The sequence below is a fragment of the Kitasatospora sp. NPDC059571 genome (genome assembly GCF_042735675.1).
Classification (GTDB): Bacteria; Actinomycetota; Actinomycetes; order Streptomycetales; family Streptomycetaceae; genus Kitasatospora.
This window is the reverse complement of the sequence record NZ_JBHWBW010000259.1, coordinates 1-5265: the sequence shown is the minus strand read 5'-3', so window position 1 is coordinate 5265 and position 5265 is coordinate 1. Positions and strand designations below refer to the sequence as shown.

Below are 5265 nucleotides of genomic sequence, written 5' to 3'. Positions count from 1 at the left end.
TAGCCCTCTGTGGGTGGGGGGGGGGGGCCCCCCCGCGGGGGGGGGGGGGGGGGGGGGGGGGGGGGCGCCCCCCCCCCCCCCGCCGGGCCGGGTCAGCCGAAGGCCGTCTCGATCCGGGAGCGGTCGACCCGGTAGGGGGCCGGCTCGTGGTGCAGGCCGAGGTCGGTCAGCACCTCCTCCTTCATGGCGTCCTTGTTGGTGTCGCTCAGGAAGGCGTCCTTGGCCGCCGACTTCGCGGCCTCCTTGGCCGCCTCGCCGGGCGTGCCCTCGGGCAGCTCCTCGTCGGGGTCGAGCCCCATGGCGCCCTTGAAGGCGTCCTCCGCCTTGCCGGTGACGTACTGGTCGCCGTGCTTGACGGCCTGCCGGGCCGCGTAGTCGGTCAGGCCGGAGAAGTCCTTGTCCTTCAGGGCGGCCTTGCCGGCCTTCATCAGGCCGTCACCGCCCTCCTCGAACTCCCGCAGGCCCTGGGCGGCGGTCTTGACGTCCTTGACCGCGTCGAGGGCCGTGCGGGCGGTCCTGAGGTTGCGGACGGCCTTGACGGCCTGGCCGAGCTCCTTGAGCGCCTTGAGCAGCTTCTCCAGGTTCTCCGCGAGCTCGGTGGAGACCTTGGCGACGCGGGCGACGTAGACGGTGATCTCGGCCTCGGTGATCAGCGCGTCGGCGATCACGCCGATACCGGCGGTGAAGACCGCGATCACGGCCTCGGCGGCGAGCGACACGATGAGTGCCTCGATCGCCTCGGCGATGATGTCGATGATCATGCTCTCGGCCATCGCGCACTCCTGCGCGGCCTTGCTGATGATCCCGGCGGTCTGGTACATGCCGTCGGCGGTGGAGTCGAGGGCCTCGACCACCTCGCCCATGTGGCGGCCGAAGGCGTCGGAGGCCTGCCCCTCCCAGCCGCCGGCGACCGGTCCGGCACCGCCGCGCAGCTGCTCGGCGACCGTCTGCACGGCCCGTGCCTGGGCCTGCCACTCCTCGGCGGCGGCGTTCAGCTCGGCGAGGTTGCCGGTGACCTTCTCCAGCTCGTCCATCAGGCCGGACTTCTCCAGCGCCCACTGGACGGCCTCGTCGAGCATGCCGCCGAGGCCGCTGCGGTCGGGGTGGCCGGCGGGCTCCAGCGGCTCGGGGGCCTCCGGGGCGCCGGACTGCGTCCAGCCGTAGGCGGCGCTGCCCCCGCCCGCGGCGCCGCCGCCGGCTCCCGGGTACGGGTTGAACCGCGACACCATCCGGTCGGAGCCGAACTCGCCGCGGGCGGGAAGGGTGCTGATCCCGCCGGTGCCGCCGGCCTCACCGCCGGCCGCGCCGTACCCTCCGTCGCCGTACCCGGCCTCACCCCCGTCGCCGTCACCGCCCTCGCCGCCGACCGCACCGGGGCCGCCCTCGCCGGGTCCGCCGCCGCCGGGCTCCTCGTCCTCGCCGAAGACCTTGCCGTTGATCCAGTCGCTGGTCTTCTCGGCGGCCTTGTCGCGGACGCCCTCGGCGACCTGGCGCCCGTAGCCGGCCAGCCAGCCCTCCTGCGGCTGGTCGCCGCCGGCGCCGGCGTTCTCGCCGCCGCCGTCGCCGGCGCCGCCCCCGTTGTCGGCGCCGCCGTTGTCGTCCTGCCGGGGCCGCGGGTGCGGCTGGGGCGACGGCTGCTGCGGGTCGTCGCCGCGCTGGTAGGGGATCCGCGGGTCCTGCACGGGGTGCGCGGGCTGCGCCGGGTGCTCGGTCTGCGCCGGGTGCTGGGTCTGCACGGGGTGCTGGGTCTGCACGGGGCGGTGGGTGGTCGAGCCGCCCCCGCCGGAACTGTGGTGCCGACTGCTCTGGTTCACGCGCCGCCCCCGTAGACCGCGCTGATGCTCTGCTCGTGCTCGGCGTAGTTGCGCGCCGTGTAGGTGAGGCCCTCGGACGTTCCGGAGAGCGCCTCCCCGAGGTCGGCGAGGTTCTGACTGCCGGCGCTCGCGTGCTCCTGGTAGGCCTGCGCGAGGTGCTGCGCGTTGGGCAGGTGCCCGAAGGCGTCCGAGGAGATGCTGATGGCGGCGGTCGCGGACTGGATCCGCTGGAGTTGTTCGAGCTGTTCGGTGATCATGGACGCATAGCGACCGAGCGTGTCGGGCTGTACCCGAAACCCGGTGTCCCCCATGGCGTATGCCTTTCCCGTGCCGATATTGACGGGTCATCCTACTGACGCACAATCAGGTCAAATCGCCCATGGGAGCGTACGCAAAGTAATCAGTCGTCAAAGGTTTCCCCAAGGCGGCACCAAGGCCGCCGAGTGATCCGGATCCGCTGACGGCGGCCCCGTCGGCGGGCCACAATGGCAGCGAGCCGAGGGGGTCGGGGTGGATCGGGGAGACGGGCGGCGGATCGCCGCGGTGGTCGCCGTCGTGGCGGTGCTGGCCGTGGCCGCCGCCGTCCTGCTGTGGCCGGACGGCCACCACCGGGCCGCGCCGCCGCCGCCCGCGCCGAGCGCTCCGCCGAGCCCCTCCCCCAGCCCGTCGAAGCAGCTGCCGTACCCGTACTTCACGCCCGGCACCTGCCTGGACCACCCGCAGCTGAGCACCGTCATCACCCGCGCCGAGCAGCGGCCCTGCGAACGGCCGCACGACGGCGAGGCGATCGCGAACGTCGTGCTGCCCGAGGGCCTGACCAGCGACCTCCAGATCGGCCGGGCGCTGCGCGAGCTCTGCAAGGACCCGCTCGCCGCCCGCGAGGCGGCGCAGGGCGGCGGCGGCCCCTACTACGGCTTCCCGCTGGGGCCCTACCTCCAGTACTACAAGGACGGCATGCGGGACGCCACCTGCACGATGACCGCGAGCGACCGGCAGGGCGGGCAGAAGCTGACGGGCCGTCTGCGCTGAGCCCGCCGGGACGGGATCACATGCGCAGCAGGCCGAGCTGGCGCATCATCGACATCCGGTCCCACTGCCACCAGCCCTCCTGCACCATGCCGTCCTTGAAGCGGAAGACCGTCATCCCGGTCATCTCGACCTTCTTGTCGGTGGCCGGCAGGCCCATGAACTCACCCCTGTGCATGCCCGTCCAGCTCCACCGGGTGGCCACCTCGTCGCCGTCGGCGACCTGGCTCTCCACCGTGAACGCGAAGTCGAAGCCCGTCCGCCACCCCCTGATCGCCTGCCGGACGCCCTCGCGCCCCGAGATGTCCGGGTCGTTGGCGATGTCGTGGTCCCGGTAGTCGACCGCGACCAGTTCGTCCAGCACGTCCAGGCTGCCGTCGGACATCTCCTCGAAGAGCCGCATGACGGTGCGCTTGTTCAGCTGCTCGTCGCGCACCACGTCGAGGTCGGTGAAGGTCGGCGGCTCGTCGCAGAGCGCCACCATCTCGTGGAAGATCCGGTCGGTCTCCGGGAGGTTGGAGTTGCGCATCGCCTCCTCGTACGAGGGGAACTCGACGATCTCCACGAAGTGCCGCGGATCGGCGCGGTCCGCACCGACCACCGCGTGCCCGGCGGTGCGCCGGCCCGCGGTCTGCTCGACCCAGCTGTCCATCAGCCGGTTGAGGTCGTCGACGCGGTCGGTCCGGCCCTCGATGATCTGGACGAACGTCATGGTGCACCTCCTGGTGGCCGCCCCCCTTGGTCCAGCGATCGTCCGCTGACCGCCGCGCACCCGCCCTCCACGATCCTCCGCCGCCCGCCCCCCGGCAAGGCGCGCCCGGGACGCCCCGTACCGTGGTGTCCATGGCGAACCCTGCGCGAGCGGAACGCGAACGGCTGGCCGACCTGCTGACCGCCGCCGGGCCGTCGGCGCCGACGCTCTGCGCCGGCTGGACGACCCGGGACCTGGCGGCGCACCTGGTGCTGCGCGAGCGCCGACCGGACGCCGCGGCCGGCATCCGGCTGCGCGCGGTCGCGGGCTGGACGGCGCGCGTCCAGGCCGGGTACGCGCAGCGGCCCTACCCCGAACTGGTCCGGCTGTTCCGGGCCGGGCCGCCGGCGCTGTCGCCGTTCGCCCTGCCGGGGGCCGACGCGGCGGCCAACCTGGTGGAGTACTTCGTGCACGCGGAGGACGTCCGCCGGGCCGGGCCGCAGTGGCAGCCGGACGGGCCGCAGGAGGCCCCGGCCGAGGAGCTCTGGCGGCGGCTGCCGGCGCTGGCCCGGTTCGAGGCCCGGCCGAGGACGCCGGTCGGCCTGGTGCTGGCCCGCCCCGACGGCCGGACGGTGGCGGTGACCCGCCCGGGGTCACCGGTGGTCACGGTCACCGGCGAGCCCGGCGAACTGGTCCTGTTCGCCTTCGGGCGGGGCGCCCGGGCCGCGGTGACGGCGCACGGCCCGGACACCGCGCTGGCGGCCCTGCACCGCGCGCTCCCGCTGCCCTGACGCCCGCCCCGCGGTGCGGCGCTGCGCAGGCCGATTGTCAGTGGCCCGGGTCACACTGACTGGTGGCCCGGGTCTCGGCCGTCCGCGCACCCGTGCGGGCGGGCCCGGCCGCACCACCACCGTCGAAGGGCACCCCGACATGCTCACCACGGACTTCCGGAACGGCTCCCCCTGCTGGCTGGACCTGGGCAGCGCCGACATCCCCGCCACGGCCGCCTTCTACGAGAAGGTGTTCGGCTGGGCGTTCCAGGCGCTCGGGCCGGAGGCCGGCGGCTACGGCTTCCTGCAGAAGGACGGCCGGACGGTCGCCGCGGTCGGCGGGCTCGACGCCGGCGCCACCCCGGCCTGGACGATCTACTTCCGGACGTCCGACGCGGACCCCACCGCCAAGACCGCCGAGCTGCAGGGCGGCACGGTGCGGGCCGAGCCGTTCGACGTGATGCAGGCGGGCCGGATGGCGCAGCTGAGCGACCCGGCGGGTGTCGAGTTCGCGATCTGGCAGCCGGGCGAGACCCGGGGCCTCGACCTGGTCAACGAGCCGGGCAGCTTCTGCTGGGCCGAGCTGCACACCGCCGACCCGGAGGCCGCGCTGCCGTTCTACCGGGCGCTGTTCGGCTGGCGCAGCGAGACGGTGGAGATGCCGGGCATGGCGTACCACGTGCTGTCGCTCGCCGAGGGCGACCAGCGGGCCGTCTCGCTGGGCGGGATCGCGCCGCTGCAGGGCGAGCGGGAGCCGGTCCGCTGGGTGCCGTACTTCGAGGTCGAGGACGTCGACGCGACGCTGGAGCGGGCGGTCGCGGGCGGCGGTGCGCTGATGATGGCGGGCTCGGACGTCCCGGGCGTCGGCCGCCTCGGCTGGGCGACCGACCCGCACGGCGTGGTGTTCGCGGTGATCACCAGCTCGACGGACTAGGCGGCGCCGCGGACGGCTCGGCCCGGGCGC

Annotated in this window: 6 protein-coding genes; 3 read left to right on the top strand and 3 right to left on the bottom strand. The window is 74.4% G+C overall.

The features are described from left to right. Positions 1-92 precede the first annotated feature (92 nt). Complete coding sequence (locus tag ACFV0G_RS25015; protein ID WP_380552055.1) at positions 93-1814, bottom strand: WXG100 family type VII secretion target; 1722 nt, start codon at positions 1812-1814, stop codon at positions 93-95. Next, positions 1811-2071 (bottom strand): hypothetical protein, encoded by a 261-nt coding sequence (locus ACFV0G_RS25010; RefSeq protein ID WP_380552053.1) that lies wholly within the window; start codon positions 2069-2071, stop codon positions 1811-1813. The genes ACFV0G_RS25015 and ACFV0G_RS25010 overlap by 4 nt, the downstream gene beginning before the upstream one ends. A 253-nt stretch (positions 2072-2324) precedes the next feature. Here ACFV0G_RS25010 and ACFV0G_RS25005 point away from each other — a divergent pair, with 253 nt between their 5' ends. Further along, complete coding sequence (locus tag ACFV0G_RS25005; protein WP_380552050.1) at positions 2325-2843, top strand: hypothetical protein; 519 nt, start codon at positions 2325-2327, stop codon at positions 2841-2843. Between the two features lie 16 nt (positions 2844-2859). On the opposite strand, the gene ACFV0G_RS25000 is transcribed toward ACFV0G_RS25005, so the two are convergent. Beyond that, complete coding sequence (locus ACFV0G_RS25000) at positions 2860-3552, bottom strand: ester cyclase (RefSeq protein ID WP_380552047.1); 693 nt, start codon at positions 3550-3552, stop codon at positions 2860-2862. Between the two features lie 131 nt (positions 3553-3683). Between ACFV0G_RS25000 and ACFV0G_RS24995 the strand changes: the two genes are divergently transcribed. Continuing rightward, positions 3684-4322, top strand: coding sequence for a TIGR03085 family metal-binding protein (locus ACFV0G_RS24995; RefSeq protein ID WP_380552044.1), 639 nt, complete (start codon positions 3684-3686; stop codon positions 4320-4322). 139 nt (positions 4323-4461) lie between these two features. Next, on the top strand, positions 4462-5235 hold the full coding sequence (locus tag ACFV0G_RS24990) for a VOC family protein (protein WP_380552041.1): 774 nt from the start codon (positions 4462-4464) through the stop codon (positions 5233-5235). The last annotated feature ends 30 nt before the right edge of the window (positions 5236-5265 follow it).

What these genes read in the sequence shown, in the direction of transcription:
- ACFV0G_RS25010 (WP_380552053.1), bottom strand. Translation starts at nt 2,071, where the DNA reads ATGATCACCGAACAGCTCGAACAACTCCAGCGGATCCAGTCCGCGACC.
- ACFV0G_RS25000 (WP_380552047.1), bottom strand. Translation starts at nt 3,552, where the DNA reads ATGACGTTCGTCCAGATCATCGAGGGCCGGACCGACCGCGTCGACGAC.
- ACFV0G_RS24995 (WP_380552044.1), top strand. Translation starts at nt 3,684, where the DNA reads ATGGCGAACCCTGCGCGAGCGGAACGCGAACGGCTGGCCGACCTGCTG.
- ACFV0G_RS24990 (WP_380552041.1), top strand. Translation starts at nt 4,462, where the DNA reads ATGCTCACCACGGACTTCCGGAACGGCTCCCCCTGCTGGCTGGACCTG.